The organism is Streptomyces sp. NBC_00354, from assembly GCF_036106915.1.
In the GTDB taxonomy this organism is placed as follows: Bacteria; Actinomycetota; Actinomycetes; order Streptomycetales; family Streptomycetaceae; genus Streptomyces.
This window is the reverse complement of the sequence record NZ_CP107983.1, coordinates 3,140,842-3,155,709: the sequence shown is the minus strand read 5'-3', so window position 1 is coordinate 3,155,709 and position 14,868 is coordinate 3,140,842. Positions and strand designations below refer to the sequence as shown.

Here is a 14,868-nt window from a genome sequence, read left to right as displayed (position 1 = left end):
GTCGGGCCGCCGAGCTGCCCGCGCACGGTATGACGGGCGGCGGAGCCAACCGGGAGAACCTGCCTTGAGTCGTGAAACCGACAGTTCGTCCTCCGGGCCCCAGGGGCGCGGTGGAGCCGCTTACCCCTCGGGTACACCGCCGTACGGAACCGGCCAGTACCCGTCCATGCCCGTGCCGTCCGGGCCCGGCGCGGCGACTGCCTCGGAGGAGAACCCTGTGACCTCGAACCCGTCCACGCCCGACACCGGCGGGCCGAAGACCGAGACCACCCTGACGACCCGGATCCGGATCAACATCCCGGGTTCGCGGCCGATCCCGCCGGTGGTCGTACGCAAGCCGGTGGCGGCTGCCGCCGCCGAGCCGGAGCCCGAGGCCGAGCCCGCCGCCGAGCAGGCCGCGGCGGAGCCCGCGCCGGCCGCCGAGCCGGAGGAGCCGACCAGCAACTGGTTCGCCCCCCGCAAGTCGGCACCTGCGGCGCCCGCTCCGGCCCCGGCGCTGCCGACCCGTACCCCGGCCGCGGCGGGCCCTGCGCCCGCGCTGCCCAACCGCACGCAGGCCGGCCCGGCCCCGGTGCTGCCGACCCGTACCCCGGCGCCGCCCGCCGGGGGAGCTCCGGGCGCTCCGGTGTCCGGCTTCGCCCCGGGCGTCCCCGGCCCCGCGGGCCCGCGTACGGGCGGCCCGGCACCCGGCTTCGACGCGCCCGCCCACGGCTTCGCCCCGGCGCCCGCTCCGGCCGGCCCCGGCTACGGCCCCGGCCCCGACGCGCCGCTCGCGGCCCGGCGGCCCGGCGGCCCCGGCGTCGGCACGCCCCCGGGCCTCCCCGGCTACGGCGGCGGCGACGGCGGCCCCGCCACCGAGCCGTTCCCCGCGTACGGCGGCCCGGCAGGCCCCGGAGCCCCCGCGGGCCCCACCGGCGGCCCCGCGCTCGGCACCGTCCCGCTCGGCGCCGAGGCCCCCCGCTGGCCCGGACCGGAGCTGGACGATCCGTTCCCGCCGGTCCCGACGCCGACCCCGGTCCCCGCCCCGGCACCGGCCGCCCCCGCGCGCCCGAAGCCGGCCGCCGCCACGCCGACCAAGATCAAGAAGGGCCGCTCCAAGCTGGTCCTCGTCGGCAGTGGCCTCATCGCCCTGCTCGGCGTGGCCTACGGCGCCGGGCTGCTCCTGAACCACTCCGACGTCCCCAAGGGCACCACCGTCCTCGGCGTCGACATCAGCGGCAGCCGCGACGAGGCCGTCGGCAAGCTCCAGACGGCCTTCGGCAACCGCGCCGCGGCCCCGCTCACGCTCACCGTCGGCGGCAAGCCGGTCGAGCTCAAGCCCGAGAAGGCCGGCCTGAGCCTGGACGCCCAGACCACCGTCCGCAACGCGGCGGGCAGCGACTACAACCCCGTCACGGTCATCGGCTCGCTCCTCGGCAACGAGCGCATCGCGGAACCCGTGATGCCGATCGACGAGGAGAAGCTCCAGGTCGCGCTCCAGGAGCTGGCCGGAACCGCCGGCACCGCCACCGAGGGCACCATCACCTTCGACACGGGCAAGGCCGTCGCCGTCGCCGGCAAGCCGGGTTCCACCCTGGACGCGGACGCCTCCGCCGAGCTGGTCAAGAAGGCCTTCCGCGACATGGTCGCCACCGGGAAGCCGGCCCCCGTCGAACTCCCCGTCGCCACCAAGAACCCCGTCATCGACCAGGCCGAACTGAACCGGGCCATGAAGGAGTTCGCGGAGCCCGCGATGTCCGCCCCCGCCACGGTCAAGGCCGGCGCCAAGTCCATCCCCTTCGGGGCCAAGTCCCTGCCCAAGATCCTCAGCATGCAGGTCGTGGACGGGCACCTGGTCGAGAAGTACGACCTGGAAGCGCTCAAGGCGACGTACGGGAACACCTTCGACGGCGTCCTGATCACGCGCGGTACGGGCGAGAAGACCGCGGTCACCCCGCAGGACGTCGCCGGCGCCCTCGGCACGGCCCTGCGCGGCAAGACCACCGCCGAGCGGACCGCCACCATCAACACCAACCCCAACTAGCGACCAGGCTGCACACGAGCCCCCGTCCGGCCTCCGGGCGGGGGCTCCGCCGTGCCCGCCGCCGTATCCGCCGCAGGTCCCGCCACCTGGCGCGGCCGGCCTGTCATGCCGACCGCATGACATCTGTCATCCACCGGTCACGACCGCAGACACTGCCGCGCGCACCCCGGTACGGGGGAGTCTTCGGTCATGACGACGACCTCGGCGCACACCGCCGCCGCACAGGACACCGGACCCGGCGCCGGCCCCGTGGTGGCCTTCCACGACGTGACCAAGAACTACGGCGCGGTCCGCGCGGTCGACGGCCTCTCCCTCGAACTCCACCCCGGCGAGACCGTCGCACTGCTCGGCCCCAACGGCGCAGGCAAGTCCTCCACCCTCGACCTGCTGCTGGGCCTGCGCCCCGCCGACTCCGGCACCGTCCGCCTCTTCGGCACCACCCCGCGCGAGGCCATCGCGGCGGGCCGGGTCGGCGCGATGCTGCAGAGCGGCGGCTTGATGGAGGACGTGACCGTACGGGAGATCGTCGCCCTCGGCTGCGCCCTGCACCCCCGCCGCCACCCGGTCGAGGAGGTGCTCGGCCGCGCCGGGATCACCGAGATCGCCGACCGTATGGTCAACAAGCTCTCCGGAGGCCAGGAGCAGCGCGTCCGCTTCGCCCTCGCCACCGCGGGACACAACGACCTGATCGTCCTCGACGAGCCGACCACCGGCATGGACGTCACCTCCCGGCAGGCCTTCTGGGCCACGATGCGCGAGCAGGCAGCCCAGGGCCGCACCGTCCTCTTCGCCACCCACTACCTGGAAGAGGCCGACGCGATCGCCGACCGGGTCCTGGTCCTCAACAAGGGCCGGCTGCTCGCCGACGGCACCGCCGCCGAGATCAAGGCCAAGGCCGGCGCCCGCCGGATCGCCTTCGACCTCGCCGGGGACGCCCCGGTGGACGAGGTGGCGCTGCGCGCCCTGCCCCACCTGACGGCCTACGAGCGCCACGGAGACACGGTCAGGCTCCAGTCGCGCGACGCCGACGCCACCGTTCACGCCGTGTACGCGCTGGGGCTCTACCCCCGGAACCTGGAAGTCGCCGGGCTGGGCCTGGAACAGGCCTTCATCGCCCTCACCGAGGCCGAGGAGGCCGACGCATCATGCTGACCACTGGAACGATCAGGCTCATCAAGCTCGAGATAACCCGAGCCCTGCGCAACAAGAAGTACCTGTTCTTCACCGTCCTCTACCCGGCCGCGCTGTTCCTGATGCTGGGCGGCACCCTGAACGGCACGACGAAGGTCATGGGCACCGAACTGACCATGCCCGCCTTCTACATGGTCGCCATGGCCTCCTTCGGCGCCCTGACCGCCGTCCTGATGGGCAACAGCGAGCGCATCGCCAAGGAGCGCGAGAAGGGCTGGGTCCGCCAGCTGCGGCTGACCGCCCTGCCCGGCCGCGGCTACGTCCTGGGCAAGACCGCCAGCGCGGGCGTGCTCTCGCTGCCCGCCATCCTGGTCGTGTTCGCGGTCGCCGCGGGCGTCAAGGGCGTCCGGTTCGACGCCTGGCAGTGGCTCGCCCTCACCGGTTCCATCTGGGCCGGCAGCCTGGTCTTCGCCGCCCTCGGCGTGGCGATCGGCTACCTCGCGAGCGGGGACACCGTCCGCCCGATCACGATGCTGTTCTACTTCGGCCTCTCGATCCTCGGCGGCCTGTGGATGCCGACCGCGAACTTCCCGCAGTGGCTGCAGAACATCTGCGAGTGGCTGCCGACCCGGGCGTACGCGGGCCTCGGCCAGGCCATCGAGCTCGGAGGCGCACCACACCTGAAGGACGTGGCGATCCTGGCGGTGTACTTCGTACTGTTCACCGGTGCCGCCGCCTGGCTGTACCGCAAGGACTCGCTGAAGGCGTGACGGGTGTGACGAGCGTGATGGGTGCGACGGGAGCGACCGGTGGAATCGGCGCGACGGAGCCGATGACCGAGACCGGTCTGTGGGGAACCAAGGGCGGGCCCCGGGTCGGGCTCCGCCCCGAGAACCGCCGGCAGAAGATCGTGAAGTCGCTGTGGATCAGCGTCTGGCTGTTCTACCTCAGCGCCCCCGTCACCGACCTGGTCAGCGGCGGACACAGCCTCGGAGCCCGGCTGCTCGGCGGCCTGGGCCTCGTGGCCTTCGTCGCCTGGTACCTGATCATGGTCTTCCGCACTGCCCGGCAGATCGAGGCGTGGCGGGTACTGCTTTCGGTGGCGGTCCTCTCCGCGCAGGCCACGATCCTGTCGCTGGCCCTGGGCCGCGAATGGCTCGTCCTCTTCGTCTACGTGGCGATAGCCTCCGGCGCCGCGCTGCCGGGGGAGATCTCCCGGTTCACGGTGCCCGGCGCCACCGCCCTGCTCGCGGTGACGGCCTTCGCGGTCCCGGGCGGCGACGCATACCTGGCCGGGCTGCTGCTCCCGGCCCTGATGGGCGGGTTCGCGATGGTCGGCATCCGCGCCATGATCCGCACGACGATGGAACTGCGCGAGGCGCGGGCCACGGTGGCGCAGCTCGCGGCGAACGAGGAACGCCTGCGGATGGCCCGGGACCTGCACGACCTCCTCGGCCACTCGCTGTCCCTGATCACGCTCAAGAGCGAGCTGGCGGGGCGGATGCTGCCCGGCAGTCCCGAGCAGGCGGCCCAGCAGGTGGCCGACATCGAGCAGGTCAGCCGGCAGGCGCTGGTCGACGTACGGGAGGCCGTGAGCGGCTACCGGCGGGCGACCCTGCCGGGCGAACTGGCCGGCGCGCGGACCGCGCTGACCGCGGCGGGCGTACGGGCGGACCTCCCGGCGGAGCCGGTGGAGGACCTCCCCGAGGAAGTGGAGTCGGCGCTGGCCTGGTCGCTCCGGGAAGCGGTGACGAACGTGGTCCGGCACAGCGGGGCGCAGCGGTGCACGGTCCGGCTGGAGACCCTGCAGACCCTCGCCGGACCGGTGGTGGAGCTGTCGGTCGCGGACGACGGCGCGGGCGGCCCCGCGGAGGCGGGCAACGGCCTGACGGGCCTGACGGAACGCCTTGAGGCGGTCGGCGGCACGCTGTCGGCGGGCCAGACCGGCAAGAAGGGCTTCCGCCTGCTGGCCCGCATCCCCCTAGGATCGGGATCATGACCACACGCCCCATCCGGATCCTCCTGGCGGAGGACCAGTCCATGGTCCGGGAAGCCCTCGCGGCCCTCCTCGGACTGGAGCCGGACATCGAGGTGCTGGCCCAGGTCGCCCGCGGCGACGAGGTGGTGACGGCGGCCCGGGCGCACGACGTGAACGTCGCGCTGCTCGACATCGAGATGCCGGGCATGACGGGCATCGAGGCGGCGGCGGCCCTGCGGACCGCGGTCCCGAACCTCAAGATCGTCGTCCTGACGACCTTCGGCCGCCCCGGCTACCTGCGCGGCGCGATGGAGGCGGGGGCCTCGGCGTTCCTGGTCAAGGACGCCCCGGCCGCGCAGCTGGCGGAGGCGGTGCGCAAGGTCCTGGCGGGCGAGCGCGTCATCGACCCCACCCTGGCGGCGGCGGCCCTGGCGGAGGGCGCGAACCCGCTGACCGACCGGGAACGGGAGGTCCTGCGCGCTGCCGAGGACGGCGCGACGAACGCCGAACTGGCGGCCCGCCTCCACCTGTCCCAGGGCACGGTCCGCAACTACCTCTCGACGGCGATCCAGAAGCTTGCCTCCCGCAACCGCACGGAAGCTGTCCGTACAGCCCGCGAAAAGGGCTGGCTCTAGGCCCTGTCGTCAAAGTGGCGCCTGGCCCGCGGCGCGGGGCCCGGGGCGCAGCCCGGGTCAGTTCAACAGGGCCCGCGCGGACAGCGCCTCGGCGCGGATGCGCCCCGCCGCTCCCGAGTCGATCGCGTCGACGACCACCGCGTACGCCTCCAGCTCCGCCGCGCCGGAGGCGAACTCCCCCCGCTCCACCAGAAGCTTGGCCCGCTCGTACCGCAGCGACGCCGGATGCGACGGCAGCAGCAGCGACAGGTCCAGCGCCCACAGCGCCACCCCCGACTGCTCGGGCCGGGCCGAGGCCCACGCCCTGATGTTGTTCAGGATCCGCAGGACGATGTCCAGCGTCCGGGCCGGCGTACGCGGCTCCGCGGCCAGTTCCGCCGGACCGGCGCCCAGCGAGGCGCCCCCGGCGAACGGGTCCACGACCAGCCCCTCGTCCGGGTCCCCGAACCCCACCACGAAGTGCCCCGGCAGCCCCAGTCCGTACACCGGCGCACCCGCCCGCCGTGCGACCTCCAGCCAGACGACGGACAGGAGGATCGGCAGGCCCCGGCGCCGCCGCAGCACCTCGTGCAGCAGGGAGGACGACAGCCGGTCGTAGTCCGCGGGGGTGCCGTGGAAGCCCATCCGGCCGCCCAGCAGCCCGGTGACCGCCGAGGCCCACGCCTTCCCGCCGCGCAGTCCGTACGGCAGCATCCCCGCCAGCCGGTCCAGCTCGATCTGCGCCCAGTCCATGGCCCGTTCGTCCAGCTCCGGGTCCGCCTCCGCGGCGAGCAGCAGGCACAGCAGCGCCAGGTCGGGCCGCTCCGAGCGGGCCTCCTCCGCGAACCGCTCCCGGGACTCCGCGCTCATCGCGCCGCCCGGAAGTGGTGGTACGCGTGGTGCGTCGCGAAGCCCAGGCCGTCGTACAGCGCCCGCGCCCCCGCGTTGTCCGCCTCCACCTGCAGCCACGCCGCCGACGCGCCCTCCTCCAGCGCCTGCCGGGCCAGTACCGCCATCACCGTCGTGCCCAGGCCCGCGCGCCGGTGCGCCGGGTCGACCTCGACCGCCGCGAAGCCGGCCCACCGGCCGTCCACCACCAGCCGCCCGATCGCCCGTCCGGGCAGCGTCGCGAACCACACCGACGGCCCCGCGACCAGCACCCGCCGGGCCACCTCCGGGTCCTTGACCCGCCCGTACCGCCCGAGCCACTCCTCGTCCGGGGCGCGGGTCAGCCATACCTCCGAGCCGGTGGCGGCGGTGTCCACGTCCGCGATCGGCGCCAGCGCCGCGATCCGGACCTCCGCCGACACCTCGTTCACCCAGCCCCGGCGCTCCAGCTCCGCGCCCAGCAGCTCCTGGGTGCCGACCGCCCCCGTCGCCGTCTGCACATACGCCGGAAGCTCACGTTCCGCGTACCAGGACGTCACTCGGGCGAGTGCTTCGTCCAGCGGGACCCCCGGGTCGCCGAGCGGCAGCACGGAATTGGCCCGCCGGGTGAACCCGCCGGCCGCCCGCAGCGTCCACTCGCCCAGCGGCTCGCTCTCCAGCGGCTGCCAGGCCCGCGCCCCGGTCCGCGCCAGCTCCGCGAAAGAGGCTGCGGGACCGCGCCGCCGGGCCGGCGCCGGAGGCACGATCTTGCCCGCGACCAGCATCGATTCCGCGATGTGGACCGACTCGCCGCTCTTTCGTGTGATCGTCAGCACACCCTGGTTCCAGGATGTGAGAACTCCTACCGTGTCGGTGAACGACGGTGACCCGCTCGAGCCACTCTCCACCCGTCGTACAGAGACACGTTTACCCACGTCAGCCGGGGTAATACGGATCTCCAGCAGCCCACCGGCAGTGATTTCCACAGCTCTGTCCGCCCCTCCTGTTCGGATCGTGCCCGGGAACGGAGATACTAGGCGTGGGCATCGACGACGCCGCGCTCCCGCGCGATATGGAAAGCCCTACCGAGGAGGAACGAGAGCGTGACCTACGTCATCGCGGAGCCTTGTGTCGACGTCAAGGACAAGGCATGCATCGAAGAGTGCCCCGTCGACTGCATCTACGAGGGCCAGCGGTCCTTGTACATCCACCCGGACGAGTGCGTCGACTGTGGTGCGTGTGAGCCGGTCTGCCCGGTCGAGGCCATCTTCTACGAGGACGACACTCCGGAAGAGTGGAAGGACTACTACAAGGCGAACGTCGAGTTCTTCGACGAGCTCGGATCGCCCGGTGGTGCCTCCAAGCTGGGCCTGATCGAGCGCGATCACCCCTTCATCGCCGCGCTGCCGCCCATGGGCGAAGGCCACTGACGGCCACTGCCCCACCCGGCAGAACGCGTGCTTCGGTCCCGTACGGCCCCCGTGCCGCGCGGGACCGACTCGTTTGCCCGTACGTCCAGCACGTCCAGCACCAGTAGAGAGCAGAGAACACCGTGGCCGCAGTATCCGCACGTCTTCCCGCCTTCCCCTGGGACAAGCTGGAGCCGTACAAGAAGACGGCGGCGGCCCACCCGGACGGCATCGTCGACCTGTCCGTCGGCACGCCCGTGGACCCGGTCCCGCAGCTGATCCAGGACGCCCTCGTCGCGGCCGCCGACTCCCCGGGCTACCCCACGGTGTGGGGCACCGTCGCGCTGCGCGACGCGATCACCGGCTGGCTGCAGGCCCGCCTCGGCGCGAGCGCCGCCGGGCACCGCAACGTCCTGCCGGTCGTCGGCTCGAAGGAGCTGGTGGCGTGGCTGCCGACCCAGCTGGGCCTGGGCGCCGGAGACAAGGTCGCATACCCCCGGCTCGCCTACCCGACGTACGAGGTCGGCGCGCGGCTGTGCGGCGCCGAGCCGGTGGTCTACGACACTGAGACATTTGCGGGTGACCCCGCGGGGACCGAGCTCGACCCGGCCGGTGTGAAGCTGCTGTGGCTCAACTCCCCGTCCAACCCCACCGGCAAGGTCATCCCCAAGGAAGACCTGATCCGGATCGTGGCCTGGGCGCGCGAGCACGGCATCCTGCTCTTCAGCGACGAGTGCTACCTGGAGCTGGGCTGGGAGGCCGAGCCCGTCTCCGTGCTGCACGACGACGTCTGCGGCGGCTCGTACGAGGGCATCGTCGCCGTCCACTCCCTCTCCAAGCGCTCCAACCTGGCGGGCTACCGGGCCGCGTTCATCGCCGGTGACGCCGACGTGCTCGGCGAACTGCTGGAGATCCGCAAGCACGGCGGCATGATGACCCCGGCCCCGGTGCAGGCGGCCACGGTCGCCGCGCTCGGCGACGACGCGCACGTCGAGGAGCAGCGCGTGCGCTACGCCGCGCGGCGCGAGGCGCTGCGGGCGGCCCTGGAGGCGCACGGCTTCCGGGTCGAGCACAGCGAGGCCAGCCTGTACCTGTGGGTGACCCGGGACGAGGCCTGCTGGGAGACGGTCGGCCACCTCGCCGAGCTGGGCATCCTGGTCGCGCCGGGCGACTTCTACGGCGAGGCGGGCGCGCAGTTCGTCCGCGTCGCCTTCACGGCCACCGACGAGCGCGTCGAGGCGGCGGTCAAGCGCCTCGCCTGATCCGGCGCCGGCGCCGGCGCCGTGTCCGCACCCTGCACACAGGCCGAGGGGCCGGGAGTTCGTGCTCCCGGCCCCTCGGCGTTCCTGCTTGCGGCGGATCAGCCACCCAGGGGGAGGCCGCCCAGCGGCAGCCCCTGGGTGGGAACCGCGCTGGTGAGGTCGCCGGTGGGCACGGCGCCGGTCGGCAGGTTCCCGGTCGGCAGACCCTTGGCCGGCAGCCCGCCGATCAGGCCGGTCGCGGCGTCGGTGACCCCGGCGGGGGCGCCGGGTACGGCCTTGGCGGCGGTGTCCGTGGCGGTGGTGGCAGCGGCCTCACCGGTGCCGACCACGTCGCCCGCGGCGTCCGGGCTGGTGAGGGCGCCCAGCTGCGGCACGGACTCCAGGCCCGCGGCGCTGGCCGCGCCGGCCGCACCGACCACGGGAGCTGCCCCGGCTGCGAGCAGCAGCGCGGTACGGGCGATCCGGCGGGTCAGGGGGAGGGACATGATGCTCCTAAGCGGTAGCGGCTGAGTACGCCGTGTACAACCGCTCAGGGGGCGGGTGGAGTTGCGGAGCCACCGGGTAAAGGATCAGTAACGCATCGTTTAATCGGCTTCCGCGAAAAGCTCATGAATGCGCGCCGACCAGGGCTTCCGTCTCCCGGGGGCGGATCGGGCCGCCCTCCGGGTCACCCCCGTACGGGGGACGTCTCGTACGCGCGACCGTGCCGCGCGGCCGGCGTGTCAGCGGGCCGCGGCTGCGCGCCGGCGCCGGCTCAGCGGGCCACGAAGATCCGTACCTCGTCGTGCTCGGCGCCGTAGGGATCACCGGCGCCCGACTTCCCGCCCTGGCTGCCCTTCTGCTGCCACTTGCCCTTGGCCTCGCCCGCCACCCAGCCGTCCCGGCCGTACGAGACCCGCGCGATGCCCATTCCCCGCGAGTTGGCCACCGCCCAGCCGGCCATCGCCTTGCTGCCGCGCGCCGCGGACGCGCCGCCGTCCTGCTTCTCGACGAAGGTCACCTCGGCCTCCTTGACCTCCTGGCCCGCGGCCGGCGTCCGGCGCGGCTCCGCGGGAGCGGAGTGCAGCTTGTCCTTGGCGAAGATCCGGGTGAGCTCCGTCCGCACCTTCTCCGGGTCGCCCGGCGTGGTGGGCGCGGGCCCGCCGCACGTCAGCTCGCCGTCACCGGCGAAGGCGGCCGTCAGGACGGTCGCGTCCGGCTCGTGCTTCGCGTACGCCTGGGGGAAGCCGCTGAGCTGCACCTGCTGCGCGGCCTCCGTCAGCGGGAGCCGCGAGTACCCCTTGACCGCGACGAGGCGCTCGTAGAAGATCCCGGCCGAGTACACCGGGTCCATGATCTGCTGCTCGGTGCCCCAGCCCATCGAGGGCCGCTGCTGGAACAGGCCCAGCGAATCCCGGTCGCCGTGGGGCAGGTTGCGCAGCCCGGACTCCTGCATCGCGGTCGCCAGCGCGATGGTCAGGGCCCGGTCCGGCAGGCCCTTGGCCACGCCGACCGCGGCTATCGTCGCCGCGTTGCCCGCCTGCTCGGGGGTCATGTCGACGAGGGTCGGATTCGTCCGCATCGAGGCCGTGCAGTGCGGGGCGCCGCCACCGCCGTTCGTCGAGTCGTACTGCACGGCGAAGTAGCCGATCAGCGCGAGCAGCACGAACGCACCGGCGACTTTGAGCAGCGGCCGGCGGCGGCGAGGACGGGGGTGATCGCTCTTGGACACGCCGCCCACCGTACTTGAGCCATGTGACGCGTCCACCGGCCGGACGTGGGACGTTCGTCGCAGCCCGGGGCGTTAGGGTCAGAGCCATGTCCGAATCCGAGCTCGACCTCACCCTGGACGCCGCCGAGCTGACCGCCCGGCTCGTCGACATCCCGTCCGTGAGCGGCGACGAGAAGGTCCTCGCCGACCTGGTGGAACACGCCCTGCGGGCCCTCCCGCACCTCACGGTCGACCGGTACGGCAACAACGTCGTGGCCCGTACGAACCTCGGCAGGGCCGAGCGCGTCGTGCTCGCCGGCCATCTCGACACGGTGCCGATCGCCGACAACGTCCCGTCCCGCCTGGACGAGAACGACGTCCTGTGGGGTTGCGGAACCACCGACATGAAGTCCGGCGTCGCCGTACAGCTGCGCATCGCCGCGACCGTGCCCGAGCCCAACCGCGACCTCACCTTCGTCTTCTACGACCAGGAGGAGGTCGCCGCCGACCTGAACGGCCTGGGCAAGGTCGCCGACGCCCACCCCGACTGGCTGACCGGCGACTTCGCGGTCCTGCTGGAGCCGTCGAACGCAGAGGTCGAGGGCGGCTGCCAGGGCACCCTGCGCGTCCTGCTCCGCACCGCCGGCGAGCGCGCCCACTCCGCGCGCAGCTGGATGGGCTCCAACGCCATCCACGCGGCGAGCCCGATTCTCGCCAAACTCGCGGCGTACGAGCCCCGCAAGCCCGTCATCGACGGCCTGGAGTACCACGAGGGCCTCAACGCGGTCCGCATCGAGGGCGGCGTCGCCAACAACGTCATCCCGGACGCGTGCACGGTGACCGTGAACTTCCGCTTCGCCCCGGACCGCAGCATGGACGACGCGATCGCCCACGTCCGGGAGGTCTTTGCGGACTGCGGCGTCGACGAGTTCGTGATCGACGACTTCTCGGGCGGCGCCCTCCCGGGCCTCTCCCACCCCGCGGCGGCGGCCTTCATGGAGGCGGTCGGCGGCCGCGCCATGCCGAAGTTCGGCTGGACGGACGTGTCCCGCTTCAGCGCCCTCGGCGTCCCGGCCGTGAACTACGGCCCGGGCGACGCCCTGCTGGCGCACAAGGTGGACGAGCGCGTGGAGACGAAGGCGATCCTCCACTGCGAAGAACGACTCCGCGCCTGGCTGACCACCTGAATTCCGCTTCTCGTCACCTTTGTGCGCCTACCCTGATCCAACGATCAGCAGGAGGGAGCACATCATGGGCAACCCCGAAGGCAACGCTCGTCGTCGGCCCGAGGAGCAGCAGCTCGGGCCGGTGCTGCGCAGGCGGAGCCAGGTGCAGGCGGGCAGTACGACGGACCAGCGGCTGCTGGATTCGGCCGGGCCTTCCGAGTGGGTGCACACCGATCCCTGGCGGGTCCTGCGCATCCAGTCGGAGTTCATCGAGGGCTTCGGCACGCTGGCGGAGCTGCCGCCGGCGATCAGCGTGTTCGGCTCGGCCCGTACGCCCGCCGGCTCGCCGGAGTACGAGGCCGGCGTGCAGATCGGCAGCGCGCTCGTCGAGGCGGGCTTCGCGGTGATCACGGGCGGCGGCCCGGGCGCGATGGAGGCGGCCAACAAGGGCGCCCGGGAGGCCAACGGGGTCTCCGTGGGCCTGGGCATCGAGCTGCCCTTCGAGCAGGGGCTCAACCAGCACGTGGACCTCGGGCTGAACTTCCGGTACTTCTTCGTCCGCAAGACGATGTTCGTGAAGTACAGCCAGGGCTTCGTGGTGCTGCCGGGCGGACTCGGCACGCTGGACGAGCTGTTCGAGGCCCTGACCCTGGTCCAGACCCAGAAGATCACCCGGTTCCCGATCGTGCTGTTCGGGTCGGCGTACTGGTCCGGCCTGGTCGACTGGCTCAAGAACACGGTGATCGCGCAGGGCAAGGCCTCGGAGCGCGACCTCTACCTCTTCCACGTCACGGACGACGTGGACGAGGCGATCGCGCTCGTCACCAAGGAAGTCAGCAAGTAACCCCTGCCACTACGCGAGCCCCCGGCGGGCGACCGCCGGGGGTCGGTGGCCCTGGATCGAGCGGACCATGTCCAGGACCTGCCTGGTCTCCGCGACCTCGTGGACGCGGTAGACCTGGGCGCCCAGCCAGGCCGAGACGGCCGTCGTGGCCAGGGTGCCCAACAGGCGCTCCTTGACCGGCTTGTCGAGGGTCTCGCCGACGAAGTCCTTGTTGGACAGCGAGACCAGCACCGGCCAGCCGGTGTCCGTCATCTCGCCCAGGCGACGGGTGGCCTCCAGCGAGTGCCGGGTGTTCTTCCCGAAGTCGTGGCCCGGGTCGATCATGATCGCGTCCCGGCGGACGCCGAGTGCGGCGGCGCGTTCGGCAAGTCCGACCGTGACGCGCAGGATGTCCGCCACCACGTCGTCGTACGTCGTCCGGTGCGGCCGGGTGCGCGGCTCGACCCCGCCCGCGTGGGTGCAGACCAGGCCGACGTCGTGACGGGCGGCGACCTCCGCCAGCTTCGGGTCCACGCCGCCCCAGGCGTCGTTCAGGAGGTCGGCCCCGGCTTCGCAGACCGCCTCGCCGACCTCGTGCCGCCAGGTGTCGACGCTGATCACCACGTCCGGGTGGCGGCGGCGTACCTCCGCCACGAAGCCGACCGTGCGCCGGGCCTCCTCGGCCGCGTCGACGTGCTCGCCCGGGCCCGCCTTGACCCCGCCGATGTCGATGATCGCGGCGCCCTCGGCGACCGCCTGCTCGACCCGGTCCAGCGCGGGCTCGTCGCGGAACGTCGCGCCCTGGTCGTAGAAGGAGTCCGGAGTCCGGTTCACGATGGCCATGATCACCGGCTCGTGGGTGTCGAACTCGCGCCTGCCCAGTCGCAGCATCCCGTTCTTTCCTCCTCCGGCGGCCCTCGCGCCTCGCTGCGACCTTAACCTGGTGGCCGGTGGCCCGATGTCTCTCAGGGAGTTGCTCGTGTTCTGGTTCTTGCTGATCGCGCTGGTCGTGGTCGTCGCCGCGGTCACCCTGGCCGTGGTGGGCGGTGGTTCCGAGGCCGTGCTGCCCGACGCGGAGCCGGACCGGGTGGCCGACGCGCTGCCGGAGAGCCGCCCGGTCGTACGGGCCGACATCGATGCGCTGCGGCTGCCGGTCGCGCCGCGCGGGTACCGGATGGCCGAGGTGGACGACGTACTGGAGCGGCTCGCGGCGGAGATCGCCGAGCGGGACGCGCGCATCGCGGAGCTGACGGCGGCGGCCGCGCACAGCCGCGCGCAGGCGCAGGGCGGCGCGGTCGACCTGCACAAGGAGGAGCAGTGACGGCCGTCGCGGGTCCGGACGGAGGCCTGCGCTGCCCCTGGGCGCTGGCCACCGAGGACTACATCGCGTACCACGACACGGAGTGGGGCCGCGCGGTGCACGGGGACGACGCCCTGTACGAGCGGCTGTGCCTGGAGGCCTTCCAGTCCGGGCTGTCCTGGCTGACGATCCTGCGGCGGCGGGAGGGATTCCGTACGGCCTTCGCGGGGTTCGTGATCGCCGAGGTCGCGGAATTCGGGCCGGCCGACGCGGAGCGGCTGCTCGCGGACGAGGGGATCATCCGCAACCGGGCCAAGATCGACGCCACGCTCGCCAACGCGAAGGTCCTGGCGGGGTGGGAGCCGGGCGAGCTGGACGCCCTGATCTGGTCGCACGCGCCGGAGCCGGACCGCCCGGCCCCCGCGACGATCTCCGAGGTCCCGGCGGTGACGCCCGAGTCCACGGCCCTGTCCAAGGCCCTGAAGAAGGCCGGGATCCGCTTCGTCGGCCCCACGACGGCCTACGCCCTGATGCAGGCCTGCGGGCTGGTCAACGACCACCTGGCCGCCTGCGCCGCCCGTACCCCCGCCTGAGCTGAGCGGCGG

The 14,868-nt window shown here is 73.0% G+C and carries 16 protein-coding genes; 11 read left to right on the top strand and 5 right to left on the bottom strand.

The window, feature by feature from the left end; all coding sequences use genetic code 11:
* Positions 1-64: 64 nt before the first annotated feature.
* From OHT74_RS13885 to OHT74_RS13865, 5 genes are all read left to right on the top strand, one after another.
* On the top strand, positions 65-2,023 hold the full coding sequence (locus tag OHT74_RS13885; protein WP_443047383.1) for a hypothetical protein: 1,959 nt from the start codon (positions 65-67) through the stop codon (positions 2,021-2,023).
* A 189-nt stretch (positions 2,024-2,212) separates the two neighbouring features.
* On the top strand, positions 2,213-3,175 hold the full coding sequence (locus OHT74_RS13880) for an ABC transporter ATP-binding protein (RefSeq protein WP_328620380.1): 963 nt from the start codon (positions 2,213-2,215) through the stop codon (positions 3,173-3,175).
* A complete protein-coding gene (locus OHT74_RS13875; protein WP_266664096.1) occupies positions 3,169-3,924 on the top strand; it encodes an ABC transporter permease in 756 nt (251 codons plus the stop codon). The genes OHT74_RS13880 and OHT74_RS13875 overlap by 7 nt, the downstream gene beginning before the upstream one ends.
* Before the next feature lie 62 nt (positions 3,925-3,986).
* The gene (locus OHT74_RS13870) at positions 3,987-5,153 is read left to right on the top strand and encodes a sensor histidine kinase (RefSeq protein ID WP_266672746.1); all 1,167 of its coding nucleotides are present in this window, start codon (positions 3,987-3,989) and stop codon (positions 5,151-5,153) included.
* Positions 5,150-5,767, top strand: a complete 618-nt coding sequence (locus OHT74_RS13865) for a response regulator transcription factor (RefSeq protein ID WP_328620379.1) — start codon at positions 5,150-5,152, stop codon at positions 5,765-5,767. The genes OHT74_RS13870 and OHT74_RS13865 overlap by 4 nt, the downstream gene beginning before the upstream one ends.
* A gap of 57 nt (positions 5,768-5,824) precedes the next feature.
* Here OHT74_RS13865 and OHT74_RS13860 read toward each other — a convergent pair whose 3' ends face one another.
* Together OHT74_RS13860 and OHT74_RS13855 are read right to left on the bottom strand one after the other, a co-directional pair.
* Entirely contained in the window at positions 5,825-6,616 is a 792-nt protein-coding gene (locus tag OHT74_RS13860) for a transglutaminase-like domain-containing protein (RefSeq protein WP_328620378.1), read from the bottom strand.
* Positions 6,613-7,599: a GNAT family N-acetyltransferase gene (locus OHT74_RS13855; RefSeq protein WP_328620377.1), complete on the bottom strand. Its 987-nt coding sequence runs from the start codon at positions 7,597-7,599 to the stop codon at positions 6,613-6,615. Before OHT74_RS13855 ends, OHT74_RS13860 begins: the two co-directional genes overlap by 4 nt.
* Before the next feature lie 117 nt (positions 7,600-7,716).
* Between OHT74_RS13855 and fdxA the strand changes: the two genes are divergently transcribed.
* Positions 7,717-8,043: a ferredoxin gene (fdxA, locus tag OHT74_RS13850; RefSeq protein WP_030291119.1), complete on the top strand. Its 327-nt coding sequence runs from the start codon at positions 7,717-7,719 to the stop codon at positions 8,041-8,043.
* 122 nt (positions 8,044-8,165) lie between these two features.
* Entirely contained in the window at positions 8,166-9,284 is a 1,119-nt protein-coding gene (dapC, locus tag OHT74_RS13845; protein WP_266996890.1) for a succinyldiaminopimelate transaminase, read from the top strand.
* A 98-nt stretch (positions 9,285-9,382) separates the two neighbouring features.
* On the opposite strand, the gene OHT74_RS13840 is transcribed toward dapC, so the two are convergent.
* Together OHT74_RS13840 and OHT74_RS13835 are read right to left on the bottom strand one after the other, a co-directional pair.
* Positions 9,383-9,769 (bottom strand): ATP-binding protein, encoded by a 387-nt coding sequence (locus OHT74_RS13840; protein ID WP_266664086.1) that lies wholly within the window; start codon positions 9,767-9,769, stop codon positions 9,383-9,385.
* Between the two features lie 269 nt (positions 9,770-10,038).
* Complete coding sequence (locus OHT74_RS13835; RefSeq protein ID WP_266996892.1) at positions 10,039-10,995, bottom strand: hypothetical protein; 957 nt, start codon at positions 10,993-10,995, stop codon at positions 10,039-10,041.
* A gap of 86 nt (positions 10,996-11,081) precedes the next feature.
* Between OHT74_RS13835 and dapE the strand changes: the two genes are divergently transcribed.
* Together dapE and OHT74_RS13825 are read left to right on the top strand one after the other, a co-directional pair.
* Complete coding sequence (dapE, locus tag OHT74_RS13830) at positions 11,082-12,161, top strand: succinyl-diaminopimelate desuccinylase (RefSeq protein ID WP_266664082.1); 1,080 nt, start codon at positions 11,082-11,084, stop codon at positions 12,159-12,161.
* A 64-nt stretch (positions 12,162-12,225) separates the two neighbouring features.
* A complete protein-coding gene (locus OHT74_RS13825; protein ID WP_266664080.1) occupies positions 12,226-12,984 on the top strand; it encodes a TIGR00730 family Rossman fold protein in 759 nt (252 codons plus the stop codon).
* 9 nt (positions 12,985-12,993) lie between these two features.
* Here the strand turns inward: OHT74_RS13825 and folP are convergent, their stop codons facing one another.
* Positions 12,994-13,854, bottom strand: coding sequence for a dihydropteroate synthase (gene folP / locus OHT74_RS13820; RefSeq protein ID WP_053784552.1), 861 nt, complete (start codon positions 13,852-13,854; stop codon positions 12,994-12,996).
* 82 nt (positions 13,855-13,936) lie between these two features.
* Here folP and OHT74_RS13815 point away from each other — a divergent pair, with 82 nt between their 5' ends.
* Both OHT74_RS13815 and OHT74_RS13810 read left to right on the top strand, forming a co-directional pair.
* A complete protein-coding gene (locus OHT74_RS13815) occupies positions 13,937-14,284 on the top strand; it encodes a DivIVA domain-containing protein (protein ID WP_266999614.1) in 348 nt (115 codons plus the stop codon).
* Complete coding sequence (locus OHT74_RS13810; protein WP_323139556.1) at positions 14,281-14,856, top strand: DNA-3-methyladenine glycosylase I; 576 nt, start codon at positions 14,281-14,283, stop codon at positions 14,854-14,856. Before OHT74_RS13815 ends, OHT74_RS13810 begins: the two co-directional genes overlap by 4 nt.
* The last annotated feature ends 12 nt before the right edge of the window (positions 14,857-14,868 follow it).